Origin of the sequence: Aeromonas sp. ZOR0002 (genome assembly GCF_963866995.1) — a bacterium.
Lineage (GTDB): Bacteria > Pseudomonadota > Gammaproteobacteria > Enterobacterales > Aeromonadaceae > Aeromonas > Aeromonas caviae.
Window position 1 is genome coordinate 9,412 of sequence record NZ_CAWMFQ010000389.1, and the last position, 16,326, is coordinate 25,737.

17 protein-coding genes and 1 pseudogene are annotated in these 16,326 nt (G+C 65.0%); 10 read left to right on the forward strand and 8 right to left on the reverse strand.

Annotated features, from left to right (window positions below; genetic code table 11):
• The 3 genes and pseudogenes from AACR77_RS21635 to AACR77_RS21645 all read left to right on the forward strand — a co-directional run.
• Positions 1-187, forward strand: a pseudogene (locus AACR77_RS21635) (PLP-dependent aminotransferase family protein); the annotation flags it as partial.
• Positions 188-216: 29 nt separating this feature from the next.
• Complete coding sequence (locus tag AACR77_RS21640) at positions 217-681, forward strand: hypothetical protein (RefSeq protein WP_042883380.1); 465 nt, start codon at positions 217-219, stop codon at positions 679-681.
• Between the two features lie 141 nt (positions 682-822).
• Positions 823-2,460: a hypothetical protein gene (locus tag AACR77_RS21645; protein ID WP_042883383.1), complete on the forward strand. Its 1,638-nt coding sequence runs from the start codon at positions 823-825 to the stop codon at positions 2,458-2,460.
• 36 nt (positions 2,461-2,496) lie between these two features.
• Here the strand turns inward: AACR77_RS21645 and AACR77_RS21650 are convergent, their stop codons facing one another.
• The 3 genes from AACR77_RS21650 to AACR77_RS21660 form a co-directional block, all read right to left on the reverse strand.
• On the reverse strand, positions 2,497-3,810 hold the full coding sequence (locus tag AACR77_RS21650) for a sodium-dependent transporter (RefSeq protein ID WP_041214539.1): 1,314 nt from the start codon (positions 3,808-3,810) through the stop codon (positions 2,497-2,499).
• Positions 3,811-4,222: 412 nt separating this feature from the next.
• On the reverse strand, positions 4,223-5,536 hold the full coding sequence (locus tag AACR77_RS21655) for a sodium-dependent transporter (RefSeq protein WP_042883386.1): 1,314 nt from the start codon (positions 5,534-5,536) through the stop codon (positions 4,223-4,225).
• A 209-nt stretch (positions 5,537-5,745) separates the two neighbouring features.
• The gene (locus AACR77_RS21660) at positions 5,746-6,585 is read right to left on the reverse strand and encodes an isopenicillin N synthase family dioxygenase (protein ID WP_010672899.1); all 840 of its coding nucleotides are present in this window, start codon (positions 6,583-6,585) and stop codon (positions 5,746-5,748) included.
• 200 nt (positions 6,586-6,785) lie between these two features.
• Between AACR77_RS21660 and AACR77_RS21665 the strand changes: the two genes are divergently transcribed.
• Entirely contained in the window at positions 6,786-7,349 is a 564-nt protein-coding gene (locus tag AACR77_RS21665; protein WP_042015786.1) for a DUF2799 domain-containing protein, read from the forward strand.
• A gap of 54 nt (positions 7,350-7,403) precedes the next feature.
• Here AACR77_RS21665 and AACR77_RS21670 read toward each other — a convergent pair whose 3' ends face one another.
• Both AACR77_RS21670 and AACR77_RS21675 read right to left on the reverse strand, forming a co-directional pair.
• Positions 7,404-8,225, reverse strand: a complete 822-nt coding sequence (locus AACR77_RS21670; protein WP_042883390.1) for a Cof-type HAD-IIB family hydrolase — start codon at positions 8,223-8,225, stop codon at positions 7,404-7,406.
• A 236-nt stretch (positions 8,226-8,461) separates the two neighbouring features.
• The gene (locus tag AACR77_RS21675) at positions 8,462-9,700 is read right to left on the reverse strand and encodes an MFS transporter (RefSeq protein WP_042883393.1); all 1,239 of its coding nucleotides are present in this window, start codon (positions 9,698-9,700) and stop codon (positions 8,462-8,464) included.
• A gap of 148 nt (positions 9,701-9,848) precedes the next feature.
• On the opposite strand from AACR77_RS21675, the gene AACR77_RS21680 reads away from it, so the two are divergent.
• On the forward strand, positions 9,849-10,472 hold the full coding sequence (locus AACR77_RS21680; protein WP_042883395.1) for a helix-turn-helix transcriptional regulator: 624 nt from the start codon (positions 9,849-9,851) through the stop codon (positions 10,470-10,472).
• Positions 10,473-10,781: 309 nt separating this feature from the next.
• Positions 10,782-11,258 carry an Lrp/AsnC family transcriptional regulator gene (locus AACR77_RS21685; protein ID WP_010672894.1) on the forward strand — a complete coding sequence of 159 codons (477 nt, stop codon included), beginning with the start codon at positions 10,782-10,784 and terminating at the stop codon, positions 11,256-11,258.
• Between the two features lie 135 nt (positions 11,259-11,393).
• Here the strand turns inward: AACR77_RS21685 and AACR77_RS21690 are convergent, their stop codons facing one another.
• From AACR77_RS21690 to AACR77_RS21700, 3 genes are all read right to left on the reverse strand, one after another.
• A complete protein-coding gene (locus AACR77_RS21690) occupies positions 11,394-11,711 on the reverse strand; it encodes a hypothetical protein (protein ID WP_042883398.1) in 318 nt (105 codons plus the stop codon).
• Between the two features lie 148 nt (positions 11,712-11,859).
• Complete coding sequence (locus tag AACR77_RS21695; RefSeq protein WP_029313696.1) at positions 11,860-12,090, reverse strand: hypothetical protein; 231 nt, start codon at positions 12,088-12,090, stop codon at positions 11,860-11,862.
• 35 nt (positions 12,091-12,125) lie between these two features.
• Positions 12,126-12,551, reverse strand: a complete 426-nt coding sequence (locus AACR77_RS21700) for a MarR family winged helix-turn-helix transcriptional regulator (RefSeq protein WP_029313694.1) — start codon at positions 12,549-12,551, stop codon at positions 12,126-12,128.
• 176 nt (positions 12,552-12,727) lie between these two features.
• Here AACR77_RS21700 and AACR77_RS21705 point away from each other — a divergent pair, with 176 nt between their 5' ends.
• The 4 genes from AACR77_RS21705 to AACR77_RS21720 all read left to right on the forward strand — a co-directional run.
• The gene (locus AACR77_RS21705) at positions 12,728-13,732 is read left to right on the forward strand and encodes an NADP-dependent oxidoreductase (protein ID WP_042883401.1); all 1,005 of its coding nucleotides are present in this window, start codon (positions 12,728-12,730) and stop codon (positions 13,730-13,732) included.
• A gap of 178 nt (positions 13,733-13,910) precedes the next feature.
• Positions 13,911-14,351, forward strand: coding sequence for a nucleotide triphosphate diphosphatase NUDT15 (locus tag AACR77_RS21710; protein ID WP_042883403.1), 441 nt, complete (start codon positions 13,911-13,913; stop codon positions 14,349-14,351).
• Between the two features lie 173 nt (positions 14,352-14,524).
• Complete coding sequence (chrA, locus tag AACR77_RS21715) at positions 14,525-15,667, forward strand: chromate efflux transporter (RefSeq protein ID WP_042883405.1); 1,143 nt, start codon at positions 14,525-14,527, stop codon at positions 15,665-15,667.
• Between the two features lie 137 nt (positions 15,668-15,804).
• Positions 15,805-16,326: AraC family transcriptional regulator (locus AACR77_RS21720; RefSeq protein WP_042883407.1), on the forward strand; the 522-nt coding region annotated here is incomplete at its 3' end.

The following is a 16,326-nucleotide window of genomic DNA, read 5'->3' on the forward strand; positions in this document are numbered from 1 at the left end:
GGAGGCCGCCAACGCCCTTGACGTGGGGGTCGCCAGCGGAGAACACTTCGCCGCCGGCCAGTTTGCCGCCCCGCAGGGAGTACGCCTCAGCCTGAGCCAGCCCGCCACCGACGCCCGCGTCGCCGAAGGGCTGGAGCGCCTCGCCGGGCTGCTGAGGGGCACGCCGCCCACCAATCCCCTGCTATAGTCATTGACCCTGGCACCCGAGGAACCTTCATGTCCGCCGTCCGTCCCGCCCTGCTGATCACGACCCTGCTGCTGGGAGGCTGCGCCTCCCCGGCCCATCAACAGCTTGGCGCCGCCCTGAGCGGACTGGAGGGGGAACTGACGCGGCTGGAGGAGGAGTTGGCAGCCATGAACGGCCTTCACTATCAAAAAGCCATCGACGCTCCGGTGGCGCTGCGCCGCTATCTCAAGGCCCCCACACCGACGGCGGAGGGGCTGGTGCCCGTGCAGAGCCGACTGCAAGATGGCCCCCAGCTGCACTACGACTACCGGCTGCCCGCCGGGATGACACGGCTGCCCACCGACAACCCCTGCCTACGCTACGAGTTCGAGCTGCGCCGCCTCGGGCGCCTGGGCCAGCTCGAGCTCGCCTGGCAGGGAGAGTCGGGCGCCGGGGAGCTGCGTGTCCCGCAGCGGGACTGCCCCTTCTCGGCCAGGGGGCCCGGCCTTCAGTGATGCTTTCTTTGCCCCGCCCGAGGCTGCGCTGAGCCATCCCTGACCCAGGTGGGGTATTGACCCCCTCTGGCTCTCGCGGGAGAGTGGAGGCTACCTTTGAATCCAACCTCGCCACCCCCGACCGGCGAAGGAGCGTCAAAGATGCAGATCCTCCTCATCGAAGACGATGCCATGATGGGCTCGACCCTCACCCAGGGACTGAGTAATCTGGGGCTGCCCCCCACCGAGCTGTTTCACTGCAAAGAGATAGCAAGCCTGCCCGCCCTGCTGCGCCAGCACGCCTTCGATGCCATTCTTTGCCGCCAGTATCACCACCAGGCCCACGAGGGCGTCAGGCTGCTGCATGAAGCACACCACCTGGGCCTGCTCGCGCCCGGCTGCGTGCTCCTGCTGCTGGAGCAGGACGAGGACACCGGTCAGTTCCCCCCCTCCGACCTCTATTTCGCCCTGCGTCTGGCCGTGCCCTTCACCACGGAGCAGCTGGCGCACAGCCTGCAAGCGCTGCTGGCACTGACCACGGTGACCCGCCCCCTGGCCACCCCCATGGCGCTCAGGGAGTGGCGCAGCGCCTGCGCCCAGTGCGAGGATCTGCTTTACCGGCACGCCAGCCACAAGGGGCTGGAAGCACAGATGGACAGGGTAAAGGGCTACATGCTGCTGCAAGCCGGGGAACGGGTGCAGGCCGCCCAGCACTACGCCATCTGCACCACGGAGCACGATGCCTGGTGGCCGCGCCAGGGGCTGAACCAGGCCCTGCTCGGGCTGAACCGGGTGGAGAGTGCCCACAAGGATCTGGCCCGCAACCGGGAGCGACTGCCCCCCGTCATCCATCAGGCGCTGGTTCTCGCCTGTCAACTGCACGAGGCGCAGTGGGATCCGGCCTGGGAAACCTTGTCAGGCTTGCTGCAACGCTGCCCCTGGCAGCCGCAGTGGCGCCAGGTGGCCATTTTGCTGGCCTTGCTGCGAAGGGATGAAGGTCAGGTGCTGGCGCAGGCCACCGATTTCATCCTGCGCTACTTCCCCAAACAGACGTTTCGCCACTCCGTCGAACGCTGCCTGCTGGATGCGACCCTGGCGGTGCTCTGGCATCCACCGGGAGAGGCCAGAGTTCATGGGCTGCAGCAGGCCCTGGAGGAGCTCGGCCAGCAGGCCGTGACCCTGCGGGCCCACGAGGAGGGGCTGCTGAGCGCCCTGATGCTGGGTCTGGATTATCGATTCGATGACGCCTTGATGCTGCTGGCCAAGCACCCGCCGGAGGCGGCGCGGGACAATCACCTCAACCAGTTGCTCGGGGTGGCCGTCAGCCAGTTCTGCGGGCTTCCCCACCATGCCCAGCGTTATCTGGCCCAGCTCGGCCAGTATCAGGGGCCGGTGGCACAGACCCCGCTGCTGCAGGGGCTCATTTTGCAGGTGGTCGACGATCTGGCGCGGCAACTGGCGCAGCGGGAGCAGCAGCTGACCCAGCTGCGCGAGGAGCGGCAACGGGCCATGACCACGGGTCAGCTCCAGCTCGCCGTGCAGAGCGCTCTGACCCTGCAGGAGCGATTCCCGGCCCAGGCGGGGGATGCCTGGCAACTGCTGGTATTGCTGACCCAGTGCTGGCCCGCCGGCATGGCGGCCCCGGCGGTGGCCCGCCTGGTGGACAGGCTGGAGCAGCGTCTCAACCACAGTGCCGCCTTCCTGGAGCACCATGGGAACGCCTATCGGGAGACCCTGCAACAGGTGAGATCCCACCTGGCCCCCAAACTGCCGCCCCTCGGTCCCCACCAGGGCCTATAGCCAGCCAGGGCGGTGCATGCCGCCCTGGCTGGTGCGTTACAACAAGCCCCGCACCAGGATCCCCGCGATCAGCAGGGGGGCGATCAGCCGCCAGCACCAGAGCAGCGCGCCACGCATCAGCGGCGAGAGATCCGCAGGTACAATACTGTCCCCCAGCTTCCAGCCAAGCAGCAGGGTCAGCACCAGACCGAACAGGGGCATCATCAGGTTGGAGGTGAGGTAATCCAGCAGATCGAACAGGGTCTTACCAAACAGGGTGTAGTCCGCCCAGGGCCCGAACGACAGACTGACCGGAATGCCGCAGGCCATGATGAGCAGGGTCAGCACCCGGCAGGCATTGCGGCGCGACCAGCCCCACTCCTCGGTGGTGAAGCGCACCAGGTGCTCCAGCATGGAGATGGAGGAGGAGAGCGCCGCCACCAGCAGCAGCAGGAAGAAGATCACCGCCAGCCCCTGACCGAACGGCAGGTGGTTGAACACCGCCGGCATGGTCATGAAGGTGAGGCCGGGACCGGCGGCAGGATCGATGCCGGTGGAGGCCAGCACCGGGAAGATCATCAGCCCCGCCAGCACCGAGATGCAGCTCGCCAGGGTGACCACCCAGACCCCGGAGCGCAGCGCCCCGTCACTGCTCGGCAGGTAGGCGCCATAGGTGGTGTGTACCCCGAGACCAATGGAGAGGGAGAAGAACGCCAGCCCCAGGGCGTCGAGCACCCCCTGCCCCGTCAGGTGGGAGAAGTCGGGCATCAGGAACTGGCGTACCCCGGCCATGGCCCCCGGCATGGAGAGCCCGGTCACCACCAGGAGCAGCATCATCACGAACAGAGCCGGCATCATCCAGCGCAGCGCCCGCTCCACCCCCTGTTGCAGCCCTCCCTGCACGAACCACCAGGTGAGCCCGGCGAAGACGAGATGGGTGAGGGCCGGCCAGAGGGGATCGCTCACATAACCGGTAAAGAGTGCGGTGAGGGTGCTCGCCTCACTCAGGTTGAGCTCGCCGCCCACGGCCAGGGCCGCATAGCCCACGGTCCAGCCCCCCACCACGCTGTAGAAGCTGTAGATGAAGAAGCCACACAGGATCCCCATGTAACCCATCCAGCGCCAGTTCGGCCCCACCAGCTTGTGGAAGGCGCCGAGCACGCCGCGCTGGCTGCGGCTGCCGAGCAGGGTCTCCCCCACCAGCACCGCGACCCCCAGGGTGAAGCTGAAGAGCAGGAACACCAGCAGGAAGGCACCGCCCCCGTTGGTGGCTGTCACATAGGGAAACTTCCAGATGGCGCCAAGGCCGATCGCCGAGCCGGCTGCCGCCAGCACATGACCAATACGGGAAGACCACTGAACCTGGCTCATACAACCTCCGGGCAAGACAACATCAGTTCGATACTCCATGGCTAGACGCGGTGTGCGCCGCAACAAAAAAGGCCGCCTGAGGGCGACCTTTGCAATGAACAGTCAGACAAACGACACCTGCAAGGTCACCTCTCCAGGAAGGGGCTAAATCGGCCACAGAGAGCGATAAGGGGTGACATAGGAGGGCGACGCCTGCACGGTAAAAAGGAGCCACAGCCTAAACCATGGCAAGAGAAGTTGACAGGAAATAGTCTAAAACAGAACCAAAAACAGATTTAACCAAAATAAAATATCGAAATTTCAGATCATTACTCTGTTTATTTTTAATTAAAAGATTTTTATAAAGAGTCAATCCTGCCACCCCACTCCCCGGTCAGCCCGGCCGGGGAGTGGCAGAGATGACCAACCCTCCCTACACCAGGCCGCGCACCAGAATGCCGCCAATGAGCAGGGGAGCCAGCCAGCGCCAGCAGCCCATCAGCAGGGCTCGCCAGTGGGGAGCCAGCCCTTCGGGCAGCGCCTGACGACCGAGCCGCCAGCCCAGCAGCAGCGTCAGGGCCAGCCCGAACAGGGGCATCATCAGGTTGGAGGTGATGAAGTCCAGCAACTCGAAGATGTTCTTGCCAAACAGGGTCAGGGTGGCCCAGGGACCGAACGACAGGCTCACCGGGATGCCACCCGCCATCACCAGGGCAATAACCAGGTTGCACGCCGCGCGGCGGGACCAGCCCAGGCTCTCGCACAGGAAGCACTGCAAATGCTCCAGCAGGGAGATGGAGGAGGAGAGCGCCGCCACCACCAGCAGGGAGAAGAACACCACCGCCAGCCCCTGGCCGAAGGGCAGTTGCTGGAACACCGCCGGCATGGTCATGAAGGTGAGGCCCGGGCCCGAGGCCGGGTCAATGCCGGTCGCCGCCAGTACCGGGAAGATCATCAGGCCCGCCAGCACGGCGATGACGCTCGCCAGCAGTACCACCCAGAGGCTGGAGCGACCGACCCCTTCGCTGGAAGGCAGGTAGGCGCCATAGGTGGTGTGGATGCCAAGGCCGATGGAGAGGGAGAAAAAGGCCAGCCCCATGGCGTCCAGCACACCCGACATGCCGAGCTTGCTGAAATCGGGCATCAGGAAGTGGCGCACCCCGGCCATGGCGCCCGGCAGGGTGAGGCCGAAGGCCACCAGCAGCAGGATCATGATGAAGAGGGCCGGCATCATCCAGCGCAGGGTGCGCTCCACCCCTTGTTGCACGCCGCCCCGCACGAACCACCAGGTCAAGCCGGCAAACAGCAGGTGGGTCAGCACCGGCCAGAGCGGATCACCGACGTAGTCGTTGAAACGGGCGGTCAGTGCCGCGCCGTCCCCCTGTTGCAGCTCCCCCGCCAGGGCCATGCCCGTGTACCCCAGGGTCCAGCCGCCCACCACGCTGTAGAAACAGAAGATGAGCAGGCTGCACAGCAAGCCCATGGCACCGACCCAGCGCCAGCGCTTGCCCATCAGTTCGCCAAAGGCGCCCACCACCCCGCGCCGGGTCAGGCTGCCGATCAGGGTCTCCCCCATCAGCACCGCCACCCCCAGGGTGAAGCTGAACAGCAGAAAGACCAGCAGGAAGGCGCCGCCACCGTTGGCGGCGGTGACATAGGGGAACTTCCAGATGGCGCCGAGACCGACCGCGGAACCTGCGGCGGCCAGGATGTAACCGAACCGGGATGACCATTGGGACTGCTTCATAAGAACTCCACGGGAAGGGCCTGCCAGCGAGGCCCGAAATGGCGCTCAGAGTACGCCCGCGGGCGCGCAATCACTCGGCGTATATCCGATATAAAACTCAGTTTTTAGCATCATTAACCAATAAAATTCGGATAACCCACCAATCGTGCCACAAAATAAAAACCGGAGCGGGTATGCTCCGGTTTGTTGTCTGCCTGGGTCTGGCGGGATTAGATGACCCCCAGCTCCCGCAACCGCTCCATCAGATAGCTGTGGGCGGTGTGACGCTCCGAGAGCACCACATCCGGACGGGGGTGCAGGAAGAGCGGCAAGGAGATGCGGGACTTGGCGGCACTGCCCCCGGTCGGGTTGATGACCCTGTGGGTGGTGGAGGGGTAGTAGCCGCGGGAGGCCTCCTGCAGCATGTCACCGATGTTGATGATGAGGGTGCCGAAATCGCAGGGCACGTCCATCCACTCCCCGTCTGAACCTTTCACCTGCAGGCCCGGCTCGTTGGAGGCGGGCAGAATGGTCAGCAGGTTGATGTCTTCATGGGCGGCGGCGCGGATGGCGCCCGGCTCCTCGGTGCCGTCGAAGGGCGGGTAGTGCAGCACCCGCAGCAGGGTCTTGTGGCTCTCTTCGATCATGGAGGAGAGCGGGCAGCTGTAGTGGGCGGCGATGTCGCCCGGGGTGTGTTGCTCCACCCAGCCCAGCAGCTCGGCGGCCAGATCGTTGGCCAGGCGGTAGTACTCCATCGCCTGCTCTTTCAGCTCTGCCGGCATCTGGCCCCAGGGATAGATGTGGAAGTACTCCTTGATGTCCTTCTGGCTGTGACCCTTGGCCACCTCGGACACCGAGGGCGGGAAGTAGCCGTCCTGGGTCTCGCGATTGAACAGGAAATCCTGCTTCTGTTCGCTCATGAAGAAGCGATACCAGTTGTCATAGATGGACTGCACCAGCTCCTTCGGGATGGGGTGGTGAGTCAGCACTCCGAAGCCGGTGGTGCGCAGGGATTCGGTGAAGCGCTCGGCCGCATCGGGGGAGCGATAATCGACGGTCAGGACTTTCATTGTTTTTATGTTACATGCCAGTTAAAAGTAGGCGCAGTTTACCCTGCCTCCCCCGGCAAGAAAAGGCTGCCAGAAGCCCGTCTACAACGGCTTGAAAATACTGATAAAAACATCATGATACGGCCCCCTCGCCCGGTGCTTGTCCCGGACGGGCCTCCTCTTCTAGAATGCCCCACCCCCTTTGCTGTCGGAGCCCCCTCATGTCCCCCAAGATCCTGTTGTTGACCCTTCCCTTCCTGCTCGCCGGGTGCAGTTCCCTCTCGGAGGAGGAGTGCCGTGCCATGAGCTGGTACAACCAGGGCTATCAGGACGGGGAGCAGGGCAAGACCCGAAGCGCCACCCGCGACTATCAGAAGACCTGCGGGGAGTACGGCCTCAGGGTGGATGAGGCGGAGTGGCAGCGCGGCTACGCCAAGGGGCTGGAGCTCTATTGCATCCCCGAGCTTGCCTACAGCAAGGGACGGGAGGGGAGCGAATACCTGGGGGTCTGCCCCAACGACACCAGTTTCCTCACCCAGTTCGAGCGCGGCCGCAAGGAGTACCTGCTGGAGCAGCGCCTCGGCGAATTGCAGCAGGAGCTGGAGCGCACCGAGCGGAGCATCCACCAGCTGGATCAGCAGATCCGGGGCGAGAGCGACAGCCGCCAGCGCGACTACTACCGTGCCCAGCGCGAGCGCGCCATCCGTCACTACGAAGGGGTATACCGGGACTACAACCGGCTGCGCTTCCCGGATCGGGTGATCCAGTTCTCCTTCGGGAGCTGACAAAAAGGGGCCGACATGGCCCCTTTCTGTTTATGCCGCAGACTGTTTTTCCCCTCAGGCGGGCAGGACCCAGCGCTGCAACGCCAGGGCGATGCCATCCTCGTTGTGATCCGCGGTGACCCGGTCTGCATGGGCCTGGATCTGGGGCGCCGCATTGCCCATGGCCACCGCCAGCCCCACCTGCTCGAACATGCTGATGTCGTTGTTGTTGTCGCCAAAGGCCACCAGGTTCTCCATGGCGATCCCCTCGCTCGCCGCCCACTGGGCCAGCCGGTTGCCCTTGCTGCAACCGGGCTGCACCAGCTCCACCGCATAGGGGGCCGCCCAGTCACGGGTGAAGGGCAGTCTTTCCACCACCTCCCCGACGAAACGGTGCAACCGGCCGGGATCCTGGTTGAACAACTCCAGCTTCCAGATGGCGGACTGCAACCAAAGCTCGATATCCTCGGCGGGCAGCAGGGAGACCTTGAGGTGATCCGGCTGGGTTGCCGACCAGCGCCGCATCCGGCCCACGTGCTCCTCGCAGCCCAGGTAGCCGATGCCGTCCCCCAGGTGGAACAGCGCCCCCATCTGCTGGGCTTGCACCTCCTCCAGCAGGGCGGTGAGGGGCGCCACGGCCAGGGGATCCCCGGCGAGGATCCTCTCCTGCACCGGATCATAGAGGTAGGCCCCGTTGCTGCAGATGATGGGGGTGTCGAGGGCCAGCTCGTGGTGGAAGGGACGGGCCGTCATGAAGTGGCGACCCGTCACCAGCAGCACCTTGATGCCGTGGGCCCGGGCCTGGGCCAGGGCCGCCCGGGTAGCGGACGAGATCTTGTGATCCCGGTTCAGCAGGGTACCGTCCATGTCCAATGCAATGGCCTGATAACGACTCATATCACCTCCAAGAATGTCGAGACGGGTGCGGCGCCATCCCCTCCCGTTTCCAGTGCCATGACGACACATCTCACCGCCGGGAATGCGGACTGGGCATCGCAGGGTCCATGATGGGAGACGCGCTCACCGGGGGATCGGGAAAAGCGGAGCAAAGAGCCATACCGTCCCAGACTCGGCGCCGCGATGCAAGTCCGGCCCGCCATCCCGTCGCCGAACTGTGATCCCCGCGCCCTTCGTCAGCCCGCCTCGGCGCACCCGGCCACGGCGTTTCGCCTGTCCGCCCGTCTGCGCAATCCGTAGAAACCGAGGGCACAGATCACGCCGCAGAGGCCGGCCAGGTAGAAGGGCCACTCGGTCCCCGCCAGCAGCACCAGGCTGCCCAGCACCACCGCCAGGATCTCGCTGCCCACCGCCAGACCGCGGTAGAGCCCCATCGCCTGCCCCTGCTGGCTGGCATGGCTGCGGTTGGAGACCGCCACCGAGGTGGCCAGCTCCCCCAGACTCATGCCGATGCCCGCCGGGATGAAGGTGAGCGCGAGCCCCCACCACTGGGTCGGCAGGATGAACATCAGCATGCCCGCCGCCATCACCAGGTGGCCGACGATGCCAAGGGAGCTGCCGCGCCAGTGCCGTGCCAGCTGCTCACCGATCCAGGAGCCCAGCATCATGGGCACGCTCACCAGCACGGCGGCCTGGGCCAGTTGCACCGGATCCCATGCCAGCCGCTCCACCAGCCAGACATTGAAGTAGGTGAAGTAGAGCTGTACCGCCCCGTAGCTTGCCAGGGTCAGGGCAAAGTAGGGCAGGAGACGAGGTTGCAACAGCAATTGGCGGGTCGAGAGAGGAACCTCATCCCGGGTCGCCGGCACCGGGGGACGATTGGGCAGCAGCCAGAGCACCAGCAGCAGGTTGATCACCGTCATCCCCACCGCCAGCCAGGCCGCCAGGCTGTAATCCCCCGAGACCACGGCCGCATAGCCTCCGATCATGGGGCCCACCACCCAGCCCAGGTTCATGCCGATGTTGATGCGGGCGAAGTTGCGTGCCTTGGTCCTGGCCGTGCTCATGTCCGCCGCCATCGCCTGCACGATGGCGATGTCGCCGTTGAAGAAGCCCTCCACCACCCGGCTCAGCAGCAAGAGCGGCAGGGAACGCCAGGCGATGCCGAGGGCCATCAGCACATACCCCGCCAGCACCCCCACCAGACAGAGTGTCAGCACCGGCTTGCGCCCATGGCGATCGGAGAGGCGGCCAAGCAAGGGGGCCCCCAGCAGTTGAAACAACGGATAGAGCCCCATGATGACGCCAAGCCACACCTTGCGGCTCCAGTCCGACGCCTGTGGCGTCAACATGCCCTGGGCCGGATCCAGCAGCAGCGGCGCCAGGACGGGGGAAGGCAGGCTGAACCCCGCCACCGCCAGCATCACCGTCATCACCAATACCCAGAGGGTCGCCTGTCCCTTGATCCCTTCCATCTTCGCCTCATTAAATAAAGTCATCGGTTTATTTATATTGTGAGGGGTCGTCCATTAAGTAAAGCAGATTGTTGATTTAAATCTCCCTGCTACCCATAATGACCTCATCCAGGCGGTCACCGCACCGATACCCACCACCGGAGCCCCCATGAACGCCAGTACCGACAAGATCCTCTATCTGCTGAAAACCCGCGGCCCCCAGAGCGCCGCCGAACTCGGCGACCAGTTGCAGATGACGTCCATGGGGGCGCGCCAGCACCTGATGGCCCTAGAGTCCGAGGGCTGGGTGGGGTTTAGCGACGAGGCCCGCGGCCGCGGTCGCCCGGTGCGTCTGTGGCACCTCACCGACCAGGCCTGGCAACGCTTCCCCGACACCCATGGCGATCTGACCCTGCAGCTGATCGACGACATCCGGCAGGTGTTTGGCGACGCGGGCATGGAGCAGCTCATCGCGCGGCGGGAGCAGCAGATGCAGGCACGCTATGAATCCAAGTTGACCCAGCCGGCGCTGGCAGACAGGCTGATGACGCTCAAGGCGCTGCGCACCCAGGAGGGGTATATGGCAGACATGTCGCAGGAGGAGGACGGCAGCTGGCTGTGGTGGGAGAGTCACTGCCCCATCTGCAGTGCGGCCAGGGCCTGTCGGGGCTTTTGCCGCAGCGAGCTGGCGCTGTTTCGCCGGTTGCTGGCGCCGGCCGAGGTGGAGCGGGAGCAGTATCTGCTGGAGGGGGACAGCCGCTGCCTCTATCGCATCCGGCCGCCCCGCCCCTGAGCGGGCGGAACGCAAAAACAACAAAGCAGGCGCCGGGATGCCTGCTTTGTTGCCTTCGGGGAGGGGGTGCTCTCGTTCCAGCCCGTTGTTTCCCGATAAGGTCGAACGGCTGATGGGGCTCTTGACCCGGTAAGGTCCTTCACCACAGGTGCCTGGTCGGGCGCCTGTCTTGCCACCGGAAGATGTAACCATGGTACTCCCCGCGATGCGGTGAGTGGTTGTGAAGTAGCAGGTATTTTCAGTTGTTTTTGCAATAGTTCACCCTTAATCTAGGAAAAGTGGATTAGTAATTGCGAAGAGGTACGGAGAATGCTGAAACTTGATCGTATAGACAGGCATATTCTGGAGCTGATGCAGGAAAATGGCCGCATCAGCAACCTGGAGCTGGCCGAGCTGGTCGGGCTCTCCCCCTCCCCCTGCTCGCGCCGGGTCAAGGCGCTGGAGGATGCCGGTCTCATCGATACCCATGTCACCCTGCTCAATGCCCGCCAGCTGGGGCTGACCCTCACCGCCTACATTCACATCTCCATGGACAGGCACACTCCGGAGCGGTTCGAGAACTTCGATCGCGCCGTCAAGGATCTGCCCGAGGTGCTGGAGTGCGACCTCATCACCGGCAACGATGCGGATTACCAGCTCAAGGTGGTGGTGCGGGACATGGAGCACTACCAGCACTTCCTGCTGGACAAGCTGACCCACATCTCCGGCGTGACCGGGGTGCGTTCGAGCTTCGTGCTGCGCCGCATCAAACACAAGACCGCCCTGCCCCTCAACCACCTGGGCTGACAACCCACCCCGCATCCGGGGAGCACCAAAAGCAAGAGGAGGCCAGGGCCTCCTCTTCTTGTCTCTGCTATCAAGGGCATTCGCGGTCAACACAGCCCCCGGGCGCCATCGCGCCGCCAGGTGGCGAACGCCTCGTCATATCTCGACCTGGCTGACGTCCTGCACCTGCAGCAACCAGCCGTTCTGCTCCTGCAGGGGTTCGCCGCGCAGCCGCAGCCGCTCACCGGTCGACACCCACTGCCCTTTGGGCAGAGAGATTTCCAGGCTCTCGCTGCCGTTGTCGAACACCCATCGATCGGCGCCCAACGACTCCATCAAGTACCCTTCCATCTCCACTCTGGACTCGGCCTGCCAGGAGGGGGAGGCGGTATCACGGCTCTCGATGAAATCCCCCTGCACACCAAAGCTGGCCAGCCCCCACAGAATGGAGAGCCCGACGATGGATGATTGCATCTCTCTCTCCTGTTGGTTTGCTACCTTGAGGGCCAGTATGGGAAGAGAAAAATGAGTGCACCATGAACAAGGTGCCAAAGTGCTGGCAAGATCGCGAAAAAAACCGGCCCCATGGCCGGTCATGTCATTTTATGTCGTACAGGTCACACTACTTGGCCGCTTCTTCTGCCATCCGTGCAGCCCTTGGTTTATTTGTCCACATGGCCACCCCGCGGTGATCCGCACAGATCCCCTCGTCGGTGACCGCCCGCACCCGGACCCCGTCCTTGCAGATGGCCTGCCAGGCATCGGCATCGTCGATCTGCAACTCGGAACGGGGATAGGAGGTATCGGCGCAGGCGCACAGCAGGATGGCAAACAGAGGGAGCAGGGATTGCATGGGTTTCATCGGGTCACTCCTGACGGGAAAAGGGATCAGCGCCCCAGCTGCGCCGCCACGCGATCGCAAAGCTGCTTGAGCTGGGCCAACTCAGCATCGGCCAGATCCACCTGATTGCGCAAGCTGTCCGCCAGACAGCACTCCCTGACCTCCTGCTGCAACTGGCGTCCCGCCTCGGTCAGGCTGATGCACTTTTGCCGCTCATCCTCGTGAGAGACGGTGCGGGTCAGCCACCCCTTGCTCTCCAGCCGCTTGACGATGGGGGTCAGGGTGCCCGCATCCAGTCCGGTCTCCTGCCCTATCTCCTTGAGGCTGACCTCGTCCCGGGCCCAGAGCGAAAGCATCACCAGGTACTGGGTATAGGTGAGATCCAGCTTGTCCAGCAGCGGCCGATAGGCACGCATCACCGCATTGGAAGCGCTGTAGAGGGCAAAACAGACCTGCTTTTTCAATTCGCTCATGGAGGACCTCGCTGACGACAAGGGGGGCAGTATACCCCATCAACTTCGGGGCTGAATAGTTTGCACACAAAACAGTTGCCAGCCCCCGCGTTCAGGACTACCCTGATTTTAGTTTGCACACAAACAAAAATACCAGGCCGCCGCCCGACGCGCGGCCCCACTGCCGGAGAATGCCCATGAATGCCATCAGCCATCAAATCCAACTGCTGCGTCGCCCCACCGGTCTCCCCACCCTGGAGGACTTCGCCCTCCGGGACGTGCCCCTGCCCGCCCTGCAGGAGGGAGAGGTGCAGGTCGCCAACCAGTGGCTGTCGGTGGACCCCTACATGCGCGGCCGCATGAGCGAGGCAAAAAGCTACGTTCCCCCCTTCCCCCTCAACGGTCCCCTCGACGGCGGCGCCATCGGCACGGTACAGGCATCGCGCCATCCCGATTTCAAGGTGGGGGACAAGGTGAGCAGCATGCTGGGCTGGCGGGATGCCTTCGTGGCAAACGCCGCCCAGCTCACCCGCCTGCCCGACACCACCCTGCCGCCCCAGCGCTTCCTCGGCGCCCTCGGCATGCCGGGCATGACCGCCTGGGCGGGCCTGCACAAGGTGGCACACCTGAAGGCCGGTGAAACCCTGCTGGTCTCGGCGGCCTCCGGGGCGGTCGGCACCATGGCGGTCCAGCTCGCCAAGCAGGCGGGGGCCAGGGTCATCGGCTCCCCCGGCTCGGCCGACAAGGTCGCCTACCTCAAGACCCTGGGAGCCGATGCGGTGATCAACTACCGGGAGACCCCGGATCTCGACGCCGAGCTGGCCCGCCTCGCCCCCGAAGGCATCCACGTCTACTTCGAGAACGTGGGGGGCGCCATGCTGGATGCCGCCCTCAACCACCTGGTGGTGCACGGGCGCATCGTGCTGTGCGGCCTCATCGAGCAGTACAACAGCAACGGCCAGGCCAGCGGCCCGCGCAACCTCTCCCAGGTGATCCGCAAGCGCATCCTGATGCAGGGGCTGCTGGTCTCCGATCACTGGCAACACTACGGGGCGTTCCTGGCCGAGGCCATGCCGGCCTTCGAGGCGGGCACCCTCCAGGCCGAGGAGACCGTCAGCGAGGGGCTGGCCAGCATGCCGCAAGCCTTTATCGGACTGTTCCAGGGCCACAATACCGGCAAGATGCTGGTCAGACTGCCCTGATCCGGGGGCGTTTCCCATCTGTTTAACAGATAGAATGTCGCCAGACCCATCCATTTAAGCGATGGAAAATCGGCATCCGATCGCCCTTGAACAGGCGGCTTGCACAACGGGCCCATCCCCCCTAAGGTGGGCCCGTTTTCCCTGGCGCACCCCGCCGTCTCAGCAAGGAGCCTTCCCTATGTCTACCCCCTATCCTCGCGTCGGTGTCGGCGTCATTCTCACCAATGGCCAGGGCCAGGTACTGCTTGGCAAGCGCAAGGGCAGCCATGCCCCCTACTGGTCCATCGCAGGTGGTCATCTGGAATTGGGGGAAACCTTCGAGTCGGCAGCCATCCGGGAGGTGGCGGAGGAGACCGGCTTCGTCATCCGCCAGCCTCGCGTCATCGCCGTCACCAACAACCTGGAGACCTGGCGCGAGAGCGGCCTGCACTACATCTCGGTCACCCTTCTGGCAGAGGTGGACGGGGAGCCGCAACTGCTGGAGCCGGAAAAATGCGAGGGCTGGCTCTGGTGCGACCCGCACACTCTGCCCGAGCCTCACTTCGATGCCAGTCGCCAGTCCATCGCCTGCTGGCTGGCGGGACAATGCTACCTGCCCCAGGCACAACCTGCCCCCTGACCCTCACCGGCAGGCTGCCGCGCGTCACCCCGGCACCTCTCGTCTGCTGGCGGAGGCGACCCGCCACCCCGCCAGCCCCTGTTGATGGCAGGCAGCGCGGGAGGGCGTACCGTCACCAAACCGTCACTTTTTTGTCATATTATCCGGGCCAGGATGATGACGAGGAGGGGAAGATGGGACAGGTGTTCATGCAGTTCTTGTGGCTGGGGTGCATCAGTGTTGGCGGGCCGGCCGCCCATATCGGCTATTTTCAGCGCACCTTTGTCCAGCGGCTGGGCTGGCTGAACCAGAGGGAGTTCGCCCAGTTGCTGGCCCTGTGCCAACTGCTGCCGGGTCCGGCCTCCAGCCAGCTCGGCTTTGCCATCGGCCGCCACCGTGCCGGCATCGGCGGCGCCCTGGCCGCCTTCGTCGGCTTTACCCTCCCCTCCTTCCTGCTGTTGCTGGCGGCCGCCGTCGGTCTAGGTCAGCTTGCGGGCAACTTCTGGCTGGACGCCGCCCTGCACGGCCTCAAGCTGCTGGCGCTCGTCGTGGTGGCGGATGCCGTGCTCACCATGAGCCGCCAGTTCTGCAAGACGGCGCTGCAACAGGGGGTCATGGTGGCCACCGCCGCCGCCCTCTGGTGCGCCCCCGGGCTTCTGACCCAGGTCGCCATGCTGCTCGGTGCGGCCCTGCTCTGTGCCCTGCGCGAGCCCCGCCCGGGGAGTCAGCCCCCCGCATCCACTCCTGCTCGCCAGCCTCACTGGCCGACCCTGCTGCTGTTCGCCCTGCTGTTCGTCGGCCTGCCCCTGGTGGCGAGCGGCCCCGTCAGCCAGTTGCTGGCCGACTTTTACCGGGCAGGCAGCCTGGTGTTTGGCGGTGGCCACGTGGTGCTGCCCCTGTTGCAGGAGAGCCTGGGTCACCACCTGAGCGAGCAGCAGTTCCTGACCGGCTACGGCTTGGCCCAGCTGGTACCCGGCCCCATGTTCACCCTGGCCACCTACCTGGGCGCCATGCTGCTGCCCGCCACTCCCCTCATCGGGGCGCTGCTGGCGACCCTGGCGCTCTTCCTGCCGGGTTTCTTGCTGCTCTGGGCGCTGGGCCCCTGCTGGCAGCACTGGCTGGCCCGCCCCCGTCTGGCGGGGGCCGTGGCCGGCATCAACGCCGCCGTGGTGGGGCTGCTGCTGGCGGCCCTCTATCAGCCGGTGTGGCAGAGCGCCGTGCTCTCCCCCACCGATCTGGCGCTGGCCGCCGTCGGCTTCTACCTGCTGCGGGTGCCACGGCTCCCCGTGCTGCCCCTCGCCGCCCTGCTGACGGGGGCAGCCCTGTTGCTGGCCTGACGAACCCGCGACAAGTCAGGCAGCGCCCGCCGGGCTGTCGGTCATGGCTCTTCTCCCCGAGGGGAGGCAAAGAGAGCAAGATCCGTCAGGACAGCTCGGGCCCGTTGGCCGATAGTGGGCAGCACAGAGGAGAGACCATGGATCACAACCAGACAGAGGCCTACCGCCGACGCTTTCAAACGGTGACAGAGCACATCGAGCGCCATCTCGACGACGACCTGTCGCTGGAGCGGCTCAGCGCCGTGGCGCACTTTTCGCCCTTTCACTTTCATCGGCAATTTGCCGCTTACTGCGGCGTGCCGCTGGGGCGTTACATCCAGCTGCTGCGGCTGAAGCGGGCCTCTTACCGGTTGGCATTCGCGCCTCTGGACAAGGTGACTGATATCGCCCTCGATGCCGGCTTCCAGCATGGCGAATCTTTCAGTCGCGCCTTCAAGCAGACGTTCGGCCTGACGCCCAGCCAGTTCAGGCAGCACCCGGACTGGGCCAGCTGGCATCGCTGCCTGCCACGGCCCCCCACAAAGAGGATTGACCCCATGCGAGTCGACATCATCCAGTTCCCGCAGACCGCCGTCGCCGCCCTGACCCATCAGGGCCTGCCCGAGCGCATCAACGACACCGCGGCGCGCTTCATCCAGTGGCGCAAGGCCACGGGCGGC

Excerpts from the sequence above, each read along its gene's own strand:
- AACR77_RS21695 (WP_029313696.1), bottom strand. The coding sequence starts at position 12,090 with ATGCAATCCCTGCTCCCTCTGTTTGCCATCCTGCTGTGCGCCTGCGCC.
- AACR77_RS21680 (WP_042883395.1), top strand. The coding sequence starts at position 9,849 with ATGAACGCCAGTACCGACAAGATCCTCTATCTGCTGAAAACCCGCGGC.
- AACR77_RS21640 (WP_042883380.1), top strand. The coding sequence starts at position 217 with ATGTCCGCCGTCCGTCCCGCCCTGCTGATCACGACCCTGCTGCTGGGA.
- AACR77_RS21645 (WP_042883383.1), top strand. The coding sequence starts at position 823 with ATGCAGATCCTCCTCATCGAAGACGATGCCATGATGGGCTCGACCCTC.
- AACR77_RS21700 (WP_029313694.1), bottom strand. The coding sequence starts at position 12,551 with ATGAGCGAATTGAAAAAGCAGGTCTGTTTTGCCCTCTACAGCGCTTCC.
- AACR77_RS21660 (WP_010672899.1), bottom strand. The coding sequence starts at position 6,585 with ATGAAAGTCCTGACCGTCGATTATCGCTCCCCCGATGCGGCCGAGCGC.
- chrA (WP_042883405.1), top strand. The coding sequence starts at position 14,525 with ATGGGACAGGTGTTCATGCAGTTCTTGTGGCTGGGGTGCATCAGTGTT.
- AACR77_RS21710 (WP_042883403.1), top strand. The coding sequence starts at position 13,911 with ATGTCTACCCCCTATCCTCGCGTCGGTGTCGGCGTCATTCTCACCAAT.
- AACR77_RS21665 (WP_042015786.1), top strand. The coding sequence starts at position 6,786 with ATGTCCCCCAAGATCCTGTTGTTGACCCTTCCCTTCCTGCTCGCCGGG.
- AACR77_RS21650 (WP_041214539.1), bottom strand. The coding sequence starts at position 3,810 with ATGAGCCAGGTTCAGTGGTCTTCCCGTATTGGTCATGTGCTGGCGGCA.
- AACR77_RS21685 (WP_010672894.1), top strand. The coding sequence starts at position 10,782 with ATGCTGAAACTTGATCGTATAGACAGGCATATTCTGGAGCTGATGCAG.
- AACR77_RS21675 (WP_042883393.1), bottom strand. The coding sequence starts at position 9,700 with ATGGAAGGGATCAAGGGACAGGCGACCCTCTGGGTATTGGTGATGACG.
- AACR77_RS21670 (WP_042883390.1), bottom strand. The coding sequence starts at position 8,225 with ATGAGTCGTTATCAGGCCATTGCATTGGACATGGACGGTACCCTGCTG.
- AACR77_RS21655 (WP_042883386.1), bottom strand. The coding sequence starts at position 5,536 with ATGAAGCAGTCCCAATGGTCATCCCGGTTCGGTTACATCCTGGCCGCC.
- AACR77_RS21705 (WP_042883401.1), top strand. The coding sequence starts at position 12,728 with ATGAATGCCATCAGCCATCAAATCCAACTGCTGCGTCGCCCCACCGGT.
- AACR77_RS21690 (WP_042883398.1), bottom strand. The coding sequence starts at position 11,711 with ATGCAATCATCCATCGTCGGGCTCTCCATTCTGTGGGGGCTGGCCAGC.